Source organism: Qipengyuania sp. B-5 (assembly GCF_056857815.1).
This window is the reverse complement of record NZ_JBSXNU010000051.1, coordinates 19867-37347: the sequence shown is the minus strand read 5'-3', so window position 1 is coordinate 37347 and position 17481 is coordinate 19867. Positions and strand designations below refer to the sequence as shown.

At 62.2% G+C, this 17481-nt stretch carries 17 protein-coding genes; 10 read left to right on the top strand and 7 right to left on the bottom strand.

The genetic code is table 11. The features are described from left to right. Window positions 1-16 precede the first annotated feature (16 nt). Complete coding sequence (locus AC13CE_RS10555) at window positions 17-1996, top strand: ATP-binding protein (protein WP_482972348.1); 1980 nt, start codon at window positions 17-19, stop codon at window positions 1994-1996. A gap of 21 nt (window positions 1997-2017) precedes the next feature. Here the strand turns inward: AC13CE_RS10555 and AC13CE_RS10550 are convergent, their stop codons facing one another. Continuing rightward, complete coding sequence (locus AC13CE_RS10550; RefSeq protein WP_482972347.1) at window positions 2018-2752, bottom strand: 7-carboxy-7-deazaguanine synthase QueE; 735 nt, start codon at window positions 2750-2752, stop codon at window positions 2018-2020. A 241-nt stretch (window positions 2753-2993) separates the two neighbouring features. After that, window positions 2994-5828: a valine--tRNA ligase gene (locus tag AC13CE_RS10545; protein ID WP_482972346.1), complete on the bottom strand. Its 2835-nt coding sequence runs from the start codon at window positions 5826-5828 to the stop codon at window positions 2994-2996. A gap of 104 nt (window positions 5829-5932) precedes the next feature. On the opposite strand from AC13CE_RS10545, the gene AC13CE_RS10540 reads away from it, so the two are divergent. Genes AC13CE_RS10540 through AC13CE_RS10525 form a run of 4 tightly spaced genes read left to right on the top strand, consistent with a single transcriptional unit; the run spans window position 5933 to window position 9503 of the window. Then, entirely contained in the window at window positions 5933-7042 is a 1110-nt protein-coding gene (locus tag AC13CE_RS10540; RefSeq protein WP_221537721.1) for an ABC transporter permease, read from the top strand. Beyond that, complete coding sequence (locus tag AC13CE_RS10535) at window positions 7042-7950, top strand: ABC transporter ATP-binding protein (protein ID WP_482972345.1); 909 nt, start codon at window positions 7042-7044, stop codon at window positions 7948-7950. Before AC13CE_RS10540 ends, AC13CE_RS10535 begins: the two co-directional genes overlap by 1 nt. A gap of 3 nt (window positions 7951-7953) precedes the next feature. Beyond that, window positions 7954-8901, top strand: coding sequence for an MlaD family protein (locus AC13CE_RS10530; RefSeq protein ID WP_482972344.1), 948 nt, complete (start codon window positions 7954-7956; stop codon window positions 8899-8901). Window positions 8902-8918: 17 nt separating this feature from the next. After that, window positions 8919-9503, top strand: coding sequence for an ABC-type transport auxiliary lipoprotein family protein (locus AC13CE_RS10525; RefSeq protein WP_482972343.1), 585 nt, complete (start codon window positions 8919-8921; stop codon window positions 9501-9503). 13 nt (window positions 9504-9516) lie between these two features. Here the strand turns inward: AC13CE_RS10525 and AC13CE_RS10520 are convergent, their stop codons facing one another. The 5 genes from AC13CE_RS10520 to crcB are packed head-to-tail and all read right to left on the bottom strand — an operon-like array spanning window position 9517 to window position 12619. Continuing rightward, a complete protein-coding gene (locus AC13CE_RS10520) occupies window positions 9517-10206 on the bottom strand; it encodes an ATP12 family chaperone protein (protein ID WP_482972342.1) in 690 nt (229 codons plus the stop codon). After that, window positions 10203-10448, bottom strand: a complete 246-nt coding sequence (locus AC13CE_RS10515) for a hypothetical protein (protein ID WP_221537717.1) — start codon at window positions 10446-10448, stop codon at window positions 10203-10205. The genes AC13CE_RS10520 and AC13CE_RS10515 overlap by 4 nt, the downstream gene beginning before the upstream one ends. After that, window positions 10435-11094, bottom strand: a complete 660-nt coding sequence (locus tag AC13CE_RS10510) for an HAD-IA family hydrolase (protein WP_482972341.1) — start codon at window positions 11092-11094, stop codon at window positions 10435-10437. Before AC13CE_RS10510 ends, AC13CE_RS10515 begins: the two co-directional genes overlap by 14 nt. Continuing rightward, a complete protein-coding gene (locus AC13CE_RS10505) occupies window positions 11091-12212 on the bottom strand; it encodes an RluA family pseudouridine synthase (protein ID WP_482972340.1) in 1122 nt (373 codons plus the stop codon). Before AC13CE_RS10505 ends, AC13CE_RS10510 begins: the two co-directional genes overlap by 4 nt. Beyond that, window positions 12209-12619: a fluoride efflux transporter CrcB gene (gene crcB / locus AC13CE_RS10500; protein WP_482972339.1), complete on the bottom strand. Its 411-nt coding sequence runs from the start codon at window positions 12617-12619 to the stop codon at window positions 12209-12211. Before crcB ends, AC13CE_RS10505 begins: the two co-directional genes overlap by 4 nt. Window positions 12620-12825: 206 nt before the next feature. Here crcB and rpsU point away from each other — a divergent pair, with 206 nt between their 5' ends. The 5 genes from rpsU (at window position 12826) to gatA (ending at window position 17381) form a co-directional block, all read left to right on the top strand. After that, a complete protein-coding gene (rpsU, locus tag AC13CE_RS10495) occupies window positions 12826-13032 on the top strand; it encodes a 30S ribosomal protein S21 (protein WP_011413239.1) in 207 nt (68 codons plus the stop codon). Between the two features lie 135 nt (window positions 13033-13167). Further along, on the top strand, window positions 13168-13743 hold the full coding sequence (locus AC13CE_RS10490; RefSeq protein ID WP_482972338.1) for an FKBP-type peptidyl-prolyl cis-trans isomerase: 576 nt from the start codon (window positions 13168-13170) through the stop codon (window positions 13741-13743). A gap of 79 nt (window positions 13744-13822) precedes the next feature. After that, window positions 13823-15526 (top strand): DUF4153 domain-containing protein, encoded by a 1704-nt coding sequence (locus AC13CE_RS10485; RefSeq protein WP_482972337.1) that lies wholly within the window; start codon window positions 13823-13825, stop codon window positions 15524-15526. Window positions 15527-15585: 59 nt separating this feature from the next. Beyond that, window positions 15586-15888 carry an Asp-tRNA(Asn)/Glu-tRNA(Gln) amidotransferase subunit GatC gene (gene gatC, locus AC13CE_RS10480; protein ID WP_482972336.1) on the top strand — a complete coding sequence of 101 codons (303 nt, stop codon included), beginning with the start codon at window positions 15586-15588 and terminating at the stop codon, window positions 15886-15888. Continuing rightward, a complete protein-coding gene (gene gatA, locus AC13CE_RS10475) occupies window positions 15888-17381 on the top strand; it encodes an Asp-tRNA(Asn)/Glu-tRNA(Gln) amidotransferase subunit GatA (RefSeq protein WP_482972335.1) in 1494 nt (497 codons plus the stop codon). Before gatC ends, gatA begins: the two co-directional genes overlap by 1 nt. The last annotated feature ends 100 nt before the right edge of the window (window positions 17382-17481 follow it).

The window sequence follows — 17481 nt, the reverse complement described above, 5'->3', positions numbered from 1 at the left end:
GGGCCAGGGCTGGATAATGAACGATATGGGCAATGGAGATTTCGGTTCCTTTGGCGGTCCGCGTCAAATGGAGTCCGAACAGCCGGAACAGCGCAGTAATTCGCTGCGCGATCGAATTCGCCGCTCTGCAGCTAACGAGATGACTTCACCTGCCACCGGGGCGGCTTCGCGCTCGGGCTATGTTCACCAGCAAACCATTTCGCCGCCGGAGACTACATCTGAAAAGCTGGCTGACGAACCGTCTGTCCTTCCTCCTGCCGAAGGCGCTGTATCGGACGAAGTGGCGCCAACTCCTGCGGCGCCCCTGCAGGGAGCGCCATCAACTCCATCAGAGCCTGCTCCAAAGCTTGAGACTGATCCGGCCCCGTCCTCCGAAGACGATGTCGTGATGCCCAGCGACAACGCCCTCCAGCCAATTGGCGTCGTACTTGAAATCGCGGGCTCCGGATCGATGATCGCCATCGACACGCAACGTCTGACCGAATGCGCCGATGATGAAGATCCCGCAATCGCAATGGCGGGGCAAGTCGGCTCGCAGATCAAGATCCGCGTTGGCAATAGCTGGTTGCTGGCCAGCGTGCGGAATCAGCGGCAGGATCGGAAGGCGGGCAGCATTCTCGCCAATATCGATTTTCTTGGCGAAGGGATGGAGGAAAAGCTCACCGGTAAACTGCATGGGTTTCGCCGCGGTGTGACGCGCTATCCAGTGCCGGGGGCAATGATATATCCGGCTTCGACTGCCGATCTGAAACAGGTTTACGCCAGCGACGGGCGCAGTTCGATCACCGTCGGCAAGGTCTATCCGACCAAGGATATCCGTGCCGGCATCTATGTCGACGCCATGCTCGGTAAGCACTTCGCGCTACTGGGCTCGACCGGTACCGGTAAGTCGACCAGTGCGGCACTGATCCTGCACCGCATCTGCGAGGCGGCGCCCGAAGGGCATATCGTCATGATCGATCCGCATGGCGAATATTCGGCGGCGTTTCGCAACACCGGCGTGATCCTCGACGTCTCTAATCTCCAGATGCCCTACTGGATCATGAACTTCGAAGAGCATTGCGAAGTCATCCTGACCAGCAATGGCAACGAACGACAGGTCGATGCCGATATTCTCGCCAAGTGTCTGCTCAAGGCGCGGAGCAAAAGCCGCCTGGCCGAAACGATGGGCAAGATCACGGTCGATTCGCCCATCCCCTATCTGCTTTCGGATCTTTCGAACGAGATCCAGGACCAGATGGGCAAGCTCGACAAGGCGACCAATTCCGCGCCGTATATGCGCATCAAGAACAAGCTGGACGAGCTCAAGGCCGATCCGCGCTATCAGTTCATGTTCTCCGGAATGCTGGTCGCCGACACGATGGCGGAGTTCATCGCGAAGATTTTCCGGATGCCTTCCAATGGCAGGCCAATTTCAATCATCGACGTATCGGGCGTGCCTTCGGACATCACCTCGACGGTGGTCGCCGTGCTCAGCCGCCTCGTCTTCGACTTCGCCATCTGGGGCCGTGACGACAAGACCACGCCGATCCTGCTGGTTTGCGAAGAAGCGCACCGTTACGTGCCCAACGAGAAAAATGCTGATGGCAACTCCGTCGGCACCATTCTCGGGCGAATTGCCAAGGAAGGTCGTAAATACGGTATCTCGCTGGGGCTGATAACGCAGCGCCCATCGGACCTTGCCGAAGGCGTGCTGTCGCAATGCGGCACGATCATTTCGATGCGCCTCAACAACGATCGCGACCAGGACTTCGTCCGTGCCGCGATGCCGGAAGGTGCGCGGGGGTTTCTCGATGCGATTCCCGCACTCCGCAACCGCGAGTGCATCATCTGCGGCGAGGGCGTCGCGATACCCATCCGCGTGAGCTTTGACAATCTCGAGGAAGTGAAGCGACCAGCTTCGGAGGACCCGAGCTTCATCGAGATGTGGAACAAGCCCGGCGGAGAAGAGGATCTCGTCCTTCGCACAGTCCAGCGCTGGCGTTCGCAAGGATAGCGATCCCTGCGAAGGGAGGAATCACGTTCCTCTGGTATCTCCAAACAGATGAATATGCAGCCGATCACTAAGCCGGAAACCGTGTTTCAGGCATAGCGGGGCGAGCCATTTCTCGCGTGTCCGGATCGTCTCGCTATCCGTTCCCTCCGGCATCAGGAAGACGTGGTCGGCCTGGAACCGGTAGCGATCACGCAGGGCCATCACTTCCTCGACATCCGCAGGCTGGGCAATCACGAATTTGAACCATGCGCGGGGATCGGTGGCATAGGCGTCCAGCCGTTCGGGCAGCAGCGCGAGATTGGCGGGATTGCCACTATGCGACAGCTTGGGGCTGACGTTGAATTGGTCGATACGGATATCGAGCCGGGGCGTGGCCTTTGTGGTCCCGTTGGTTTCTATCTCGACCGCGATATCCGGCAGCAAGTCGAGCAGCTTCACCAGCGCAGGCGCCTGCAGGAGCGGTTCGCCACCGGTGATCACCAGCCGATCCTGCCCGAGGGAAAGGATAAGCGCGGCAACCTCTTCTTCGTCCAGCGTGACCTGATTGGTCTTGCGCGCAAAGGTCACACCACTGCGATGGGGGCGTTCGTCACCCTCGAAATGCCAGGTATAGGCCGTGTCGCACCACACGCAGGCAAGATTGCAGCGCGAAAGCCGCATGAAGGCGACCGGCATGCCCGCGCTCGGCCCTTCGCCCTGGACCGACGCGAAAATTTCCGGTCCGCCATTGTCATCGGTGGCGAGGACGAGAGTCATCGCCGCTTTCGACCCGGCGACGAAGGCGACAAAGGCGACTCCGGCGTCATCCTGAAAAAGCGTTTATTTTCCATCACTTGACCATGCAAAGGCGACAAAAGAGCGGATTTTCGGCCCCCCCTGGACGCGAAGGACTGCTAATGAATGCATCGGACATGGCATATGTAACGCAAGTAGGAAAACCCGTCTCCGTGTTTCGACCCGCGTCAGGATAGCCTCGGCGGCGCAATCCGGGCCTCGGTCAGCCCAGACGCGCCAGTGCCGCCTCCAGCCGTTCGATTTCCGCCGTGTGATGGGCAAGATCGGCGCGGGCCTTTTCGACCGCCTCCGGATTCGCGCGTTCGACGAAATTCGCATTGCCAAGGCGGCCCTCGAGCGATTTCGCTTCCTTGGAGGAGGTTTCCATCGCCTTGGTAAGGCGGGCCTTTTCAGCCTCGATGTCGATGACTCCTTCGAGCGGGATGATGAAGGCATCTTCGCCCGCCGCAACTTGCATCGCCGCGCCGCCGGGCGCTTCGGCGAAATGGATCTGGGTGAGGCGTGCAAGACGCTCGATGGCAGGTGCGTTCTCTTCGGCCACCTTGCGTCCCAGAGGTGAGGGAGAGGGGCAAAATGCTACCAGCTTTGCGCCCGGTGCAATGCCGATTTCGTTCTTCGCAGTACGCACGGCACTGGTCAGTGCGATCACCCAGTCGATTTCGACCTTGGCAGCCGCGTCCACCTCTGCCTGCGGTTCGGGCCATTTGGCGGTGATCAGCGGATAGTCCGGACGATCGCCCTGCTTCGACCACAGCTCTTCGGTGATGAAGGGCATGAAGGGGTGCAGCATGACGAGGATCTGATCCAGCGCCCAGCCGGCGACTGCCTTCGTTTCCTCGTCGAAATTGCCCTTGATCAGCTCGATGTACCAATCGCAGAAACGGTCCCAGACGAAGTGATAGATCGTATTGGCGGCCGCATCGAAGCGCAGGTCGGCCATCGCCTGTTCGAGCGCATTCTTGGTCTCGACGACTTCGCCGATGATCCACTTGTTGACCGCCTGGTTCGCGGCAGGCGCGGCGATAGTGGTGCTGGCGCCGATACCGTTGGACTGGCAGAATCGGGTCGCATTCCACAGCTTGGTGGCGAAGTTGCGATAGCCCTCGACGCGGCGCTCATCCATTTTAATGTCGCGGCCCTGGCTTTCCATTGCCGACATGAAGAAGCGCAGCGCATCGGCGCCATACTGGTCGATGAGGCCGAGCGGATCGACGACATTGCCCTTGGACTTGGACATCTTCGCGCCGTCCGCTGCGCGCACGAGGCCATGCAGGTAAAGCCGCGGCCACGGCGCCGTGCCGGTCAAATGCATGCCCTGCATCATCATGCGCGCATCCCAGAAGAACAGGATGTCGAAGCCGGAAATCAGCAGGTTGTTGGGATAGTGCTTGGACAAGAGGTTTGCGTTATCGCTCCAGGCCCCCGTTTCCGTTCGGGCTGAGCTTGTCGAAGCCCCGTCCTTTTCTTCCCGTGTCCCTCCAGAAGTGAAGTGCGGCCCTTCGACAAGCTCAGGGCGAACGGGTTGGTAAGGGTCGCGTGGCCAGCCGAGTGTGGCAAATGGCCAGAGTGCGGAGGAGAACCACGTGTCGAGAACATCGTCGTCGCGGGTCAGCACCACGCCTTCGCCAGCCTGCGCCTGTGCTTCTTCCTCGGTCATGGCGACATAGGCCTTGCCGTCGGCATCGTACCATGCAGGGATGCGGTGGCCCCACCAGAGCTGGCGGCTGACGCACCATGGCTGGATGTTCTCCATCCAGTTGAAGAAGGTCTTTTCCCAGGCCTTCGGGACGATTTCGATGGTACCGTCCTTCACCGCCTCGATCGGCGCGCGCGCGAGCTTTTCGGCATCGACATACCATTGGTCGGTCAGCCAGGGTTCGATCACCACACCGCCACGGTCGCCGAAAGGGGTGGCGATTGTGCGCGGCTCGGAGTCATGCTCGGTCTCGTTGCCTTCTTTGTCCCTGGTGACATGCGGGATGAGGTAGCCCTGCTCCTTCAGGCGTTGGACAACCAGTTCGCGTGCGCCATCCACGCCGTCTCGCCTGAAGCGGTGCAGGCCGAGGAATTCTTCCGGCACCAGCCCGTCGGCGGTCTGGCAGACGTTGGCATCGCCATCGAGCATGTTGAGCATATCGCCCGCCTTCATGCCTGCGCGCCTGCCCACTTCGAAATCGTTGAAGTCGTGGCCCGGCGTGATCTTGACCGCGCCGCTACCCAGCTCGGGATCGGCATGCTCGTCGGCAACAATCGGCACGCGGCGGCCCGTGATTGGCAGAACGACATGCTTGCCTACTACGCTTTTATAACGTTCGTCATCGGGATGCACCGCCACTGCCATATCGGCGAGCATGGTTTCCGGGCGCGTGGTGGCGACTACGATATGGTCGCGCCCGTCATCGAGCGTGACGCCGTCCGCCAGCGGATATCTGAAGTGCCAGAAGCCGCCCTTGACGTCGGTCGTCTCGACCTCAAGGTCTGAAATGGCGGTCTTCAGCTTCGGGTCCCAGTTCACCAGCCGCTTGTCGCGATAGATCAGGCCGTCGTTGTGGAGATCGACGAAGGTCTTGAGGACGGCGTGCGAGAAATGCTCGTCCATCGTGAACTGCTCTCTGGACCAGTCCATCGAGCAGCCGAGGCGGCGGAGTTGGCGGGTGATCGTGCCGCCGCTTTCCTCTTTCCATTGCCAGACCTTGTCGACGAATTCCTCGCGGCTGTAATTCGTGCGCTTGTCCTGGCTCGCCTCGAGCTGGCGTTCGACCACCATCTGCGTGGCGATGCCCGCATGGTCTGTGCCTACCACCCACAGCGCATCCTTGCCCCGAAGGCGTTCATAACGGATCACCACGTCCTGCAGCGTGTTGTCGAGCGCGTGGCCGATGTGGAGCGAGCCGGTGACGTTCGGCGGCGGGTTCACGATGGTGAAGGGCTCTGCGTCCGGGCGTTCGGGACGGAACAGGCCGTTTTCTTCCCAATACGCGTACCAGCGCTGCTCGATTTCGGCCGGGTCGAAAGTCTTGGATAGCTCGGTGCTCATGGCTGCCGCCTTTGCCAGCGCCTTTTGTGCGATGCAACGCCGTATGGGAAAGGACTTGATACAAGCTTGTTTAGTCGGGCGATTCCCCGCATACCGCATGGTGAATGGCTGGATTGGCAGAATACGAACTCGAACAGGGGGATGGGGGCGCGGTGCTCAAGCTCGCCGGGCCCTATCTCGTATCGACCATCGGCGCTCTCGACGAAGAGTTGCGCAGTCTTGAAGGACCGATCGCGAAGGTCGACCTCGCAAGCGTGTCGGAGATCGACACGGTGGGCGCGTGGGTGGCTTGTCAGATCGCGGGCGAGCACAATGCGGAAATCGTGGGGGCCAGCGATCGGGCGGAACGCTTGCTGGACGCGCTCGAAGGGCTCAGCAGCGATTACGGCATTGCCCCTCCGCGCGCGCCGGTATGGGTGCGAGTTCCCGAAGCAGTGGGCGAGAAGGTCTTCAACGCGAGATCGGGGATTGTCGGCGTTGTCAGCTTCCTCGGCGCCTTGCTTATTTCCATTGCGCGGTTGGCGCGCCATCCACGTAATTTCCGCATGGTTGCACTGGTGCGGCAAGTCGAACTGGTCGGCGTTTCTGCACTGCCCATTATCGGCTTGATGAGTTTTCTCATCGGGATCGTCATCGCACAGCAGGGGGCGGTGCAATTGGCCGCATTCGGGGCGGAGACGCTGACGGTGAATCTCGTCGGCCGTATCACCTTGCGCGAACTGGGCGTTCTGATGACGGCCATTATGGTTGCAGGCCGTTCGGGCAGTGCCTTTGCCGCTGAAATCGGCACGATGAAGCTGACCGAGGAAATCGACGCGATGCGCACTATCGGCATTTCGCCGATGGAAGCGCTGGTGGTTCCGCGTATTCTGGCCGCTGTGCTGATGATGCCGCTGCTGGGTTTTTATGCTTCGTGCATGGCTATTATCGGCGGCGCCTTCGTCGGCGACATCATGCTCGGCATTCCCTTTCTGACCTTCCTCTCGCGCATCCAGGAAGTCGTGCCGACTTACGATGTATGGGTCGGCCTAATCAAGGCGCCGGTCTTCGGCCTGATCGTTGCCTTGGCAGGCTGTTACCACGGCATGCAGGTGAAGGGGAATTCGGAAGAGGTCGGCCTGCGCACCACCTTGTCGGTGGTTTCGGCAATTTTCGCGGTCATCGTCCTCGACGCAATCTTCGCTGTCTTCTTCACCGAGTTGGGGTGGGGCTGATGGCCGAGGAAAGAGGCACGAAATCTCCGAAGCGCCACGAGCGCTATCGCGGCGAATATCCCATCATAGTGGAGAACCTGAAGAACCAGTTCGGCGAAACGGTGGTTCACGAAGGGCTGGACCTCACGGTCAAGCGCGGCGAGATTCTGGGCGTGGTCGGCGGTTCGGGTACTGGAAAATCCGTGCTGATGCGCTCGATCATCGGGCTGCAGCGGCCAACCGAGGGCGAGATCGAGGTTTTCGGCAAATCCATCGTCGATGCGGAGCCGGACCAGCAAATCGGCGTACGGGATCGCTGGGGCGTGCTGTTCCAAGGTGGTGCACTGTTCTCGACCCTTACGGTTGGCGAGAACGTAGAGGTGCCGCTGAAGCAATTCTATCCCGAGATTTCCGATGAGCTCCGCGAAGAGATTGCGCGCTACAAGGTCCTTCTGTCCGGCCTGCCGGAAGAAGCGGTGAACAAGTATCCGAGCGAATTGTCGGGCGGCATGAAGAAGCGCGCCGGCCTCGCCCGTGCGCTGGCACTCGATCCCGAACTGCTGTTTCTCGACGAGCCGACTGCCGGTCTCGATCCCATCGGTGCCTCCGCGTTCGACAATCTGACGCGTGAGCTCAAGGAGACGCTGGGTCTCACCGTGTTCCTGATTACGCACGATCTCGATACGCTGCATGAAATCTGCGACCGGGTGGCGGTCCTGGCGGACCGGAAGGTCATCGCGGTCGATACTGTGCCCAAGCTGATGGAGCTCGATCACCCCTGGATACAGGAATATTTCAACGGCCCGCGCGGGCGGGCGGCGTTGACTGCGCAGGCGGTGGACGAACTCCGGCGGCATATGGACGAGCCGGTCGCGGCGCATGCAGTCAAAGCGTTGGACAACGCGCCTCCAAGCAGGGATAAGGCCTAACCAATGGAAACACGGGCGAATTACATCTGGGTGGGGGCGATCACACTGGCGGTGCTTGCGGCACTGGCGCTGTTCGTCGTGTGGATCGCGCGCTGGGACGAAGGCGCGCAGAAGGACTATGACATCTTCTTTGCCGAAAGCGTCTCCGGCCTCGCCAATGGCAGCCAGGTCAGCTTTGCCGGTGTGCCGGTGGGCCAGGTGAGCGAAATCGTTTTGTGGGAAAAAGACCCCGGCTTCGTGCGCGTGCGCATCAAGGTGAAAGAAGAAGTTCCGATCCTCGTCGGGACGACCGCTACCATCCAGGGCAGCTTTACCGGCGTATCGACCATCCTGCTCGACGGTGCGCGCAGCGGCGCGCCGCCGATTTCCTGCGAGACAACCGCCTGTACCGAAGGCGTGCCGATCATTCCGCCCAAGGATGGCGGGCTCAATGCCCTCCTTTCCAACGCCCCCCTGCTGCTCGAACGTCTGGCAACGCTGACCGAACGACTGACGCAATTGCTGGACGAGGAAAATCAGGGCGAGATTGCCGGTATCCTTGCCAACACCAACCAGATGACCGCCGAATTGGCAGACGCCGCACCGCAGTTCGAACGGACCATGGCCGAATTGCAGGTGACACTGCGTGAGGCATCCGAAGCGCTCGACGAGTTCGAGAATGTAACAGCCTCCACCGACCGTCTGCTCAACCAGGAAGGCGCGCAATTGGCCAACCAATTGCGGACCACGCTGAAGCAGGCGGGTGATGCTTCGGAAGAATTGCAGGGTGTCCTTTCCGAAGCGCGCCCGGCAACCCGGCAGTTGACCGAAAGCACGCTGCCCGCAGCCGAAGCAACGCTGCGCGATTTGCGCGCGACCAGCAAGGCGCTGCGCGACGTGACCGAAAAAATCGACGAGAAGGGCGCCGGCGCGCTGCTCAACAGCCAGCCATTGCCGGACTACGAGCCGTGACACGGGACAAGTATGCGATGACCAAGCACTTCAAATTCGCCATCCTCGCTCCGGCACTGCTGCTGGGCGGGTGCCTTTCCTTCGGCAGCGAACCGCCCGAGAGCCTTCTGACGCTGACACCGACGGCCTCTGCGCCTGCAGGCGCCGATGCCTCGAGCAGTGCCGGGACCGCCATCGCGCTGACCGAGTTCGAGGCACCCAGCGCGCTCGATGTCACCCGCGTACCGGTGCAGATCACCGACACCGAACTCGCCTATCTTCAGGATGCTGTCTGGGTTGAAAAACCTGCGCGCCTGTTCCGCCGCCTGATCGCGGAGACAATCCGGACGCGCAGCAACCGGGTAGTAATCGACGGTGACGATCCGGGCGCGCTTGCCGAAAACCGTCTGACCGGCACGCTCCGCCAGTTCGGCTACGACGCGCGGACGTCCAGCGTGGTGGTGGTGTTCGATGCCGTTCGTCCGGGTGAAGGAAGTGCGATGACGACGCGCCGTTTCGAAGCTGTGGTGCCGGGCGTCGCAGCGGATGTAGCCAGCGTGGGACCGGCACTAAACCAGGCGGCAAACGATGTGGCGGCGCAGGTGGCCGACTGGGTCCAGTAATCAAACTTAGCGGCTAAACCGCACGCGCAAATTCTACAGCTGCCAGAAAATCGCTCTTCCGCTTCGCACGGCGTTCTTCGGCTTCCTCGTCGCGGCCCCAGAGGTCGGCTTGCCAGTCTTCTTCGAGGTTTGCCGCATCCCATAACGCTTCGGCATCGACACCTTTGCGCAGTGATTCCAGCCCGATACATAGCGATGCGGAAAGCGAGGTGGTCTGTTCCAGCGCGGTCAGCGTGAAGGGATCGAGCGCTTCCAGTCTTGCGCGCAGTTTCTCGCGCGTTTCCGCAGTTTGCGGGCGATGTAGAATACCGCTGATGCGGTGCAGTTTCACACCCTCGCGCGTTTCCATTGCCGATACAATCGGATCCCACACTTCCTGCTGGCGGCGATAGAGCGGCTCTTCCGGATCGGCGCGGAAACAAAGCGTATCGGTTTCGGCATAACCGAGCAGTTTTTGGACCACTTCCGATCTGTCACCGCTCACTACGTCGAGCGCGTAATCGGCCATGTCACGGTGGCGGAAAGAGGCGGGCTCGATCACCTCACCCTGTCCGCGCCACTCCTCGGCAAGACGTTCAGCGAGCGCTTCGGTCGGTACGACTTGCGGCTGTCCACCTTGCGTCTTGAGCGGACGCCCGTCGAGCGCAACGATCCAGCCCTGCTCCGTCCGGGCAATCGTAACTTCTTCGTAGAAGCGCTTCACCTTTCGGCCTTCCACTTTCTGGCGAGCGCAACGGGGAGGCCAAAATAGATGCCGACACCAGCGGCCAGCAGCAGGCCGGCGGCCCACTGCGGCATGGCCAGCTTTTCGGCCACACCCGCAGCACCCGCCATCGCAGTAACGATGCCGACGAGGCGGATTCCCTGCAGGGTCCAGAATTTCGCGGCTGCGGGGTCACGGCCAGAATTTTGATCGGGATCGGGCGGCTGGTCACCGGGCTGCACAGATCATCTCCTCGAGTTGTTCCATCGTTTCGGCAACGCACTCTGCCCCTGCTTCCAGCAATTCGCGCGGTTCATGATAGCCCCAGGCTACTCCGATTGCGCGGACGCCCGCCGCGCGGGCCATTTCCATGTCGAAACTGGTATCCCCGACCATGACGGACCGGGATGCAGCGATACCGGCTTCGGCCAGCGCCACTTCGAGCATGGCGGGATGGGGCTTCGACGGATGGCGATCCGCGCCTTGCAGCGTTGTGAAATGGTGTTTGATACCATGCGTGTCGAGGCAGGCATGAAGCCCGCGGTCGCTCTTGCCGGTGGCTACGCCAAGCAGCCAGCCCGCCGCCGCGAGACGTTCGATCAGCGCTGCCATGCCATCGTAGAGCGGTTCCTCGAGCAGACCCGACGTCCGCCGTTCCCGGTAGCCGGTTTTATAGGCTTCGAGCGCCACGAGGTGCTGGTCTTCCTGCGCATCCGGGGCGAGCCGCCGCAGCGCCTGCGGCAGGCTCAAGCCCACCATGCGGCGCACTTCGTTGCGGTCGGGCGGGGGAAGTTTTGCAGCGGCGAATGCCTCGGCCATCGTATCGCAAATCGCCGCCTGCCCGTCGACGAGCGTCCCGTCGCAATCGAAGATGACGAGGCGGGTCACTTCTTCCTGCCTGCGCCTTTCGGCCTGCCGCCGGAACCGCCGCGCGCTCGCCGCGGACCACGCTGCGCTTTTTTGTAGGTCTTGGCGTGCTGGCGGGCTTGCTGCTTCTTTTCCTCGCGCGATTTGGGCGGTGGATCGTCGCGCATCGGCAAAGCGTCGCTCGCCTTCTCGTCGAAACCGATCTGTTCCATGCTGGTCGCGAAATGCTCGGGCAGTTCGGCGGTGACGTCGAGCTTGCCGTCTGGACTGTCGATGATCAGGCGACGCGCGTGAAGGTGCATCTTGCGGCTGACCGAGCCAGTGAGGAAGGCGTCCTTGCCGCCGTATTTGCCATCCCCCACGATGGGGTGGCCCATAGCCGCGCAGTGGACGCGAAGCTGGTGGGTGCGGCCGGTGAGCGGCTGCAGTTCCAGCCAGGCGGCCTTCTTGCCGGCGCTGTCGACGACGCGGTACTTGGTTTTGGCCGGCGCACCGCCTTCGTGATCGACATGCATTTTCTCGCCGCCAGAGCCCGGCTGCTTGGCGAGCGGGGCTTCGATCACGCCTTCCCGGATATCCGGCACGCCGACGACCAGCGCCCAGTAGATTTTCTTGGCCGATCGGCCCGAGAAGCGCTTCGAAAAAAACGCCGCGCTGCCGGGTGTGCGCGCCACCAGCAGGACGCCCGACGTATCCTTATCTAGACGGTGGACAAGGCGGGGACGTTGTTCGTCATCTTCGCCCATATAGGCATCCAGCAGGCCATCGACGTGGTTGAAGGTGTTGGTGCCGCCCTGCGTGGCGAGGCCGGGGGGCTTGTTGAGCACCAGGGCGCTGTCGGTCTGTTGGATCAGCATGTCCTCGGCCTGTTGGATTTCGGCCTTGGTAAGCTCGCGCTTGGGCTTCGGGCCCTTGTGCGGCGCATCGCCCCCGGGCGGCACGCGGATCTGCTGGCCCTGGCTCAGCCGGTCGTCCGGTTTGGCGCGGCTTCCGTCGACGCGGATCTGGCCCGTGCGCGCCCATTTGCTGACCGTGCCGAAGCCGACCTGCGGCAGATGGCGCTTGAACCAGCGGTCGAGGCGGATGCCGTCATCATCGGCAGTGACAGTAAAGTTGCGGACTTCGTCGGAGGTCTTCACGCGGCCATCCTCATGATAGCAAGCCCCATCAGCAATCCGCTGATCCCTAGGGCGAAGGAAAGGACCGCATAGAGCGAGGCGAAGAGATATTGGCCCCGCTGGATCATCAGCACCATTTCGAGGCTGAAGGCGGAGAAGGTGGTGAAACCGCCCAGCATGCCCACGCCCAGCAGCAGGCGCATCTGTTCGCTGCTTTCGCTGCCGTGGCGGACCAGCCAGCCGGCCAGGATGCCCATCAGCAGGCTGCCGAGGGCATTGACCGCCAGCGTGGCGAAGGGGAAGGCGGATACGATCGGCGCACCGAGCCATTGCGTCATCGCGCGGCCGGTCTGGTAGCGCAGCGCAGCGCCCACACCACCGCCGATGGCGACGTGCAGCGTGGCGACGAGTGGGGACAGGGTGGACATGTTCACGCCACTAGCCGCTTGCGGGCCATTGCGAAAGCCGCTCTAACGCACTTGCCTTTTTCCTGCCGAATCCGTATGTACGCGCCATTCGAGCCGGTCCGGAACGGATTCGGCGCGCTTTTCGTTGAAGAAGCAGAACCCAATTCAAGGAGGCATACCCCGCTTATGAGCGGGCTCTGGCCCGCAAAGTCGAGGTATTGAAGTTTATGCAGATCATGGTTCGCGATAACAATGTCGACCAGGCCCTCCGCGCGCTCAAGAAGAAGCTGCAGCGGGAAGGCGTCTATCGCGAAATGAAGCTGCGCCGCCACTACGAAAAGCCCAGCGAAAAGCGCGCCCGTGAAAAGGCAGCCGCAGTTCGCCGCGCCCGCAAGATGGAGCGCAAGCGTATGGAGCGTGACGGCATCAAATAAGGAGCCGTCGGCAAAAGTGGGAACCGGCTTCGCGCCCGGAGGGACCGCCGCAAAATTCCCGTTGATGCAAAGCACCAGACAAGCCATGAGGGCGCGGAGAAATCCGCGCCCTTTGCGTATCAGGACGAATTCCACATGACCGAGATTACCCGCGTACCGCTCCAGCCTATCAAGAAAGGCTCGCTGACCAAGCTCTGGCTCGGCGTGATCGTCGCAATCCTGCTGGGCGCGGGGCTTGCCTGGGCTGCAGCCCCGAAGTCTGCTGGTGTCGAGGTCCTTACCGAAGGCAATGGCCAGTCGCCCCAGATCGGTGATGTCGTGTTCGTGAACTATGTCGGCACGCTGGACGATGGAACCGAATTCGACCGTTCGCGCCCGCTACCCATTCCGCCGGGCTTCTTTCCCGAAGGCAGCCCGCTGCTGCTGGAAGAAGGCGCGATCATCCCAGGCTTCCTCGACGGACTTTCGCAGATGGAGAAGGGCGGCAAGTACCGCCTGACGATTCCCGGCGACCAGGCCTATGGCGCCGAGCCGCCTCCCGGTTCGGACATTCCGCCCCATGCCGATCTGACCTTCGAGGTCGAGGTTGTCGACTTCCTGCCGCGTGCGGAATTCGAAGCGAAGGCGCAGCAGTTGCAGGCGATGATGGGGGCGATGGGCGGCCCGCAGGGTCCCGAAGGCGAACCCGGGGCTCCCGAAGCGCCGGAGTAGTTTTCGCAATTCCTCAGCTTTTCCTCATGCCGGGAGGCTGACTTTCGGCTAATCCCTCCTTCCGATGGAGGGATTAGCGATGACCGATACCGACACTACGCGCGATTCCGACTGGTCGCTGCGCCCCTGGATGCTGGCGCTGCTGCTGGGCGTCGCAGGGCTGCTCATCCATTACGCCAGCGATTGGCAATACGGCAGCGTCCCGCCCTCGCGTGCCGCGCTGACGGGTTTCCTGTTCTTCGGACCGCTGGCCTTTGCCTTCACGCTGGGCCGTGAACGCTGGAGAGGACCGCTGGCTTTTGCCCTGCTGGTCGGCGCCGTGATGGCGGGTATCGCCTGGCGGGTCGCACGGGCAGAGGATCATTACGCCGACGAGGGATATTGGCTGGCAGCGGGCGTCGTCTCGATCGCGCTGGCCTTGCCGCTGTTCCAGACGCGTTTCCATCGCCTGCGCTGGCGGACCTCCTACGACGACACGCACTTCCATGTCTGGACCGATGCCATAAGCGCAGGCGGGGCGCTGGCATTCACCGGCCTGTCCTTCCTGCTCGCCAATCTTCTGGCCGAGCTGTTTGCCGCCATCGAGATCCAATTTCTGCGCGAACTTTTGCGGGAGGAATGGTTCAACTGGACCTTCGCCGGGGTAACCTTCGGCGCTGCGCTCGGGGTTCTCCGCAACCAGCTCAAGGTTATCGGTACGCTGCAATCGGTGGGGATGCTGGTTCTGTCGCTCATTGCGGTTCCCTACGCGGGGGCGCTGGCAATCTTCATTCTCGCAGTACTGGTGAGCGGCCTCGACGTGCTCTGGGGGGCGACACGCAGTCCGACGCCGCTGCTGCTCTCCTGCGCGGCCGCCAGTTTCGTGCTGGTCAATTCGGTCGTCCGCAATGGTGATGCGGAGGCCAGTGGCAGCCGTGTGCAGCGCTGGGCGGCACTGGTGCTGGCGCTGGGTATCCTGCCGCTTTCGATCATGGCGGCGATTTCCACCGGTACGCGCATCGCGGAATACGGCATCAGCCCGGAACGTATCTGGGGCCTGATCGCGATCATGGTCGCAGTGGCATATAGCGTGGCCTATTTCGTCGCACCGATCCGCGGACGGATGACGCAGTGGATGGAGCGCGTGCGTAGGGCCAATCTGCATCTTGCAGCCGGAACCTGCGTGCTCGCGTTTATCCTTGCGCTGCCGATCCTCGATTTCGGTGCCATATCCGCGCGCGACCAGCTGGCGAGATTGCAAGCGGGTGAAGTCTCGGCAGAAGATTTCGACTTTGCGGCCCTGCGCTGGGATTTCGGCGATGCCGGGCGTGAAGCGCTGGCGAAGCTTGCCGCCAGTCCCAATGCCGAGATTGCGAATCTCGCCCAGGGTGCGCAGGCTCAAACCACCCGCAGTTACCGGAATACCATTCGCGACGAGACACGGGACGAACGGCTGGCCAATTTGCGTATGCAGTTTGCCGATCCGGATTTGCAGAACGCCGTTCGCGCGCTCGTTCGCGACACGGCGTTTATGTGCAACCAGCCCTGTGTCGCTCTCGATCTGGGACCGGCCAGCCAGCGCGAGGGAAGGGAAGTCGCTATCGTGACCGGTCGCGACGTCAGGCGCGAAGTCGTGGACCCCCGGAATATCCCGCAGGAAGGAACGGTACAGCCGCGACCGATCGACTTGGGGCGGGATGACGACCAGCCCGAAGTAGGCCCGAATTCCGTGGTTGAAATCCGGGAATGGAAGGGCCGCCAGATTTATGTCGATGGCAAGCCGCTCGGCGAACCGTTCGAATGATGTTGCACCGCCGCATAGCCGCTTGAAGAGAACCCCCTGCGCGGCTAGTGCGCACACCCATGTCAGTCACACGCGAAGAAGTGGCCAAGATCGCCTCGCTCGCCCGTATCAAAATGGGCGACGAGGAACTCGATCGAATGGTCCCCGAACTCAACAATATCCTCGACTGGGTCGAACAGCTGGGCGAGGTCGATACCTCCGGTGTCGAGCCGATGACCGCGGTCATCCCGAACAAGTTGCGCCTGCGTGACGATGTGGTCGATGCGATCCCCGAAACTTCGGGTTGTCGGCGCGAGGATATACTCGCCAATGCACCGGCGGCCGAACACGGCTTTTTCGGTGTGCCGAAGGTAATCGAATAATGCCCGAGAACGCAAATGAACTGACCAATCTGGGCGTCAAGGCCATCCGCGACGGCGTGGCCGGCGGCGAGTTCACCGCGCGCGAAGTGGCCGAGGCGTTCAACGCTGCCGTGGCTTCGGCGAGCGAACTCAACGCCTTCATCGTCACCACGCCCGACCATGCCCTTGCCGCGGCCGATGCCACCGACGCGAAACGCGTCAGGGGTGAAGACCTCGGCAAGATGGGCGGCGTGCCTATCGGCATGAAGGATCTCTTCGCTACCAAGGGCGTGCAGACCACTGCTGCCAGCCATATCCTCGAAGGCTTCAAGCCGCAGTATGAAAGCACCGTCAGCCAGAAGCTGTGGGATGCGGGCGCGGGCATGCTTGGCAAACTCAACCTCGACCAGTTCGCCATGGGCTCGTCGAACGAGACGTCCTATTTCGGCAACGTCAATTCGCCGTGGAAGAAGGATGGCACCAATGCCGCGATGAGCCCGGGCGGTTCGTCGGGCGGGTCGTCATCCGCCGTTGCAGCGCGCATTGCGCCGGCTGCCACCGGCACCGACACCGGCGGTTCGATCCGCCAGCCAGCAGCCTTCACCGGCATTTGCGGGATCAAGCCGACCTATGGTCGCTGCAGCCGCTGGGGCGTGGTCGCCTTTGCCAGCTCGCTCGATCAGGCGGGGCCAATGGCGCGCAGTGTCGAAGACTGCGCGATTATGCTCGAAGCCATGGCCGGGTTCGATCCCAAGGACGCGACCAGCCTGGAAATGAATGTGCCCAACTGGGAAGCCGCACTCGATGCGGACCTGACGGGCAAGAAGATCGGTATCCCGCGCGAATACCGCATGGAGGGCACCGACCGGGCGATCCTCGACAGCTGGGAACAGGGCAAGGCCATGCTGCGCGATGCAGGCGCGGAGATCATCGACGTCTCGCTGCCGCACACCAAATATGCGCTGCCCGCCTATTACATCATCGCCCCCGCAGAAGCCTCGTCCAACCTCGCGCGCTATGACGGCGTGCGGTACGGATTGCGCGACCTTCCCGAGGGGGCCGGCCTGCAGGACATGTACGCGGCAACCCGCGCCGCCGGTTTCGGCGACGAGGTGAAGCGCCGCGTGCTGATCGGCACCTATGTGCTCAGCGCGGGCTTCTACGATGCCTATTACACGCAGGCGCAGAAGATCCGCACGCTCGTGGCGCAGGACTTCGAGAAGGCGTTTGCGGAATGCGACGCGATCCTCGCGCCGACCACGCCGACCGCCAGCTTCCCGCTCGGCTCGCTCAACGACGATCCGCTGACGATGTATCTGAACGACGTTTTCGCCGTTCCCGCATCGCTTGCGGGCCTCCCGGCAATGAGCGTGCCTGCCACGGTGAATTCTGACGGTCTGCCGCTCGGCCTCCAGATCGTCGGCAAGCCTTTCGACGAGCAGGGCGTGCTGAATGCGGGTCTTGCCATCGAGCAGCGGGCCGGGTTCGACGCGAAGCCGGAGAAATGGTGGTAGTTTTCGTCATCCCAGCGGAATCGAAGATGGCCGAAGGCCGCCGCTGGGATCGCTGTCCGCTAGGTCGGACGTGATTGAGAAGGATCCCAGCTTTCGCTGG

Bases quoted from the DNA above. Each gene is read 5' to 3' on its own strand.
- rpsU (WP_011413239.1), top strand. From the start codon at position 12,826: ATGCAGATCATGGTTCGCGATAACAATGTCGACCAGGCCCTCCGCGCG.
- AC13CE_RS10535 (WP_482972345.1), top strand. From the start codon at position 7,042: ATGGCCGAGGAAAGAGGCACGAAATCTCCGAAGCGCCACGAGCGCTAT.
- AC13CE_RS10525 (WP_482972343.1), top strand. From the start codon at position 8,919: ATGACCAAGCACTTCAAATTCGCCATCCTCGCTCCGGCACTGCTGCTG.
- AC13CE_RS10490 (WP_482972338.1), top strand. From the start codon at position 13,168: ATGACCGAGATTACCCGCGTACCGCTCCAGCCTATCAAGAAAGGCTCG.
- gatA (WP_482972335.1), top strand. From the start codon at position 15,888: ATGCCCGAGAACGCAAATGAACTGACCAATCTGGGCGTCAAGGCCATC.
- crcB (WP_482972339.1), bottom strand. From the start codon at position 12,619: ATGTCCACCCTGTCCCCACTCGTCGCCACGCTGCACGTCGCCATCGGC.
- AC13CE_RS10555 (WP_482972348.1), top strand. From the start codon at position 17: ATGAACGATATGGGCAATGGAGATTTCGGTTCCTTTGGCGGTCCGCGT.
- gatC (WP_482972336.1), top strand. From the start codon at position 15,586: ATGTCAGTCACACGCGAAGAAGTGGCCAAGATCGCCTCGCTCGCCCGT.
- AC13CE_RS10540 (WP_221537721.1), top strand. From the start codon at position 5,933: ATGGCTGGATTGGCAGAATACGAACTCGAACAGGGGGATGGGGGCGCG.
- AC13CE_RS10550 (WP_482972347.1), bottom strand. From the start codon at position 2,752: ATGACTCTCGTCCTCGCCACCGATGACAATGGCGGACCGGAAATTTTC.
- AC13CE_RS10485 (WP_482972337.1), top strand. From the start codon at position 13,823: ATGACCGATACCGACACTACGCGCGATTCCGACTGGTCGCTGCGCCCC.
- AC13CE_RS10530 (WP_482972344.1), top strand. From the start codon at position 7,954: ATGGAAACACGGGCGAATTACATCTGGGTGGGGGCGATCACACTGGCG.
- AC13CE_RS10545 (WP_482972346.1), bottom strand. From the start codon at position 5,828: ATGAGCACCGAGCTATCCAAGACTTTCGACCCGGCCGAAATCGAGCAG.